General features: G+C 21.2%; 1 protein-coding gene. It reads left to right on the top strand.

What is annotated here, in order from left to right:
* Window positions 1-770 precede the first annotated feature (770 nt).
* Entirely contained in the window at window positions 771-1,109 is a 339-nt protein-coding gene (locus tag M983_RS16515; RefSeq protein WP_066753592.1) for a helix-turn-helix domain-containing protein, read from the top strand.
* Window positions 1,110-1,356 lie beyond the last annotated feature (247 nt).

Here is a 1,356-nt window from a genome sequence, read left to right as displayed (position 1 = left end):
TTGGTAATAAATGGAAATAAAAATAACATTTAGAAACGATATAGATAAAGATGTAACAAGTAAATACTTGAATATATATTTAATACTATAAAATCAAAATTACTGGTATTAAATATTATTGATGTGGTTTTTATTTTATTTTTTTATCCGTAAGATGTGTATGTTAATAAAATGAAAATACATATATATATAATGTATTTTGGATTTAAATTTCGTTAGTTAGTGATTATCCAGTATTTTACTTTGTATTTGAAATTTAATTAAATATATACTTCCGTTTTTGTGTTATATTCCCTACAATTACTCAACAAGGTTGTAATGTATTTTTTGTTTATAACCAAAGTGTGTTAATACTTATTAATTATTGTTATGCCAATGTGGTTTAAATTTCTTTCTTATAAAACATCACAAAATATTGTCTCTTTCGTTCAGATAGGTAATTATACTTAATAATATTCTGATATATACAAATAATGTTTATTTTCACTGTGCAACATATTAAGTGAGATAAATAGTATTAACGATTATTTTCATGAGAAGAGGATTTGAAAATTTTTTATTAATTAGTGCTGTTTGCATACCATTAATAGAAATATAATTTAAATTATATAGAAATGAGCTTTTACAAAGAAAGAATCGTAATTTAATTTTATGTATTAAGAAGGAAGTGTAATGAAAGTATTTTTATTACATTAATTTCATGTAATAAGATACTAGTAGTTTTGCTCTATTTTCAATAAAACATATATTTTATTCGATAAGGAAATATTATGATCGATTTAAAAACACTCAATAATGATCCACAATTGACCTCTATAACTATTGGTAAAATATTAAAAAAAGTTAGAAAAGCTAAAAAAATCACAGGCACAGAATTAGGTGAAAAAATTAATATTTCACAACAACAAATATCAAGTTATGAACGAGGAGTAAATAATATTAGCTTAAAATTATTTTTTACGATATTAAGTGAGTTAGGAATAACTGTTAACGACTTTATTTTGTTACTAAATAAAGAGTTTAAATTAGATGAGGATATAAACTACTATCATCACTCTACCTCAAATAGCAATGTTAAAGCTAATTGTTTTTTCAGTAAAAATAGTTGATATAGAAAGCTATATATAAAATTTTTTTATAGTCTTACTGATAAATAATAAATAGCGTTATTGTAGATAGCAATAACGTTTAAGTAATTTTTAATAGCTACTGTTCAGCATAACTAAAAATTAATATAAATATATATTTATTATTCTTAATAATCACATTGCCATTACCACTATTGAAAATTAGATATATCTATTATTTTTTATAATAGAGCATAGTTTTATAGTTATTGATAATAAAAACAATTAG

Origin of the sequence: Proteus myxofaciens ATCC 19692, assembly GCF_001654855.1 — a bacterium.
Lineage (GTDB): Bacteria > Pseudomonadota > Gammaproteobacteria > Enterobacterales > Enterobacteriaceae > Proteus > Proteus myxofaciens.
Note: the sequence above shows the minus strand (reverse complement) of the source record. Positions and strands in the feature narration are given on the sequence as shown.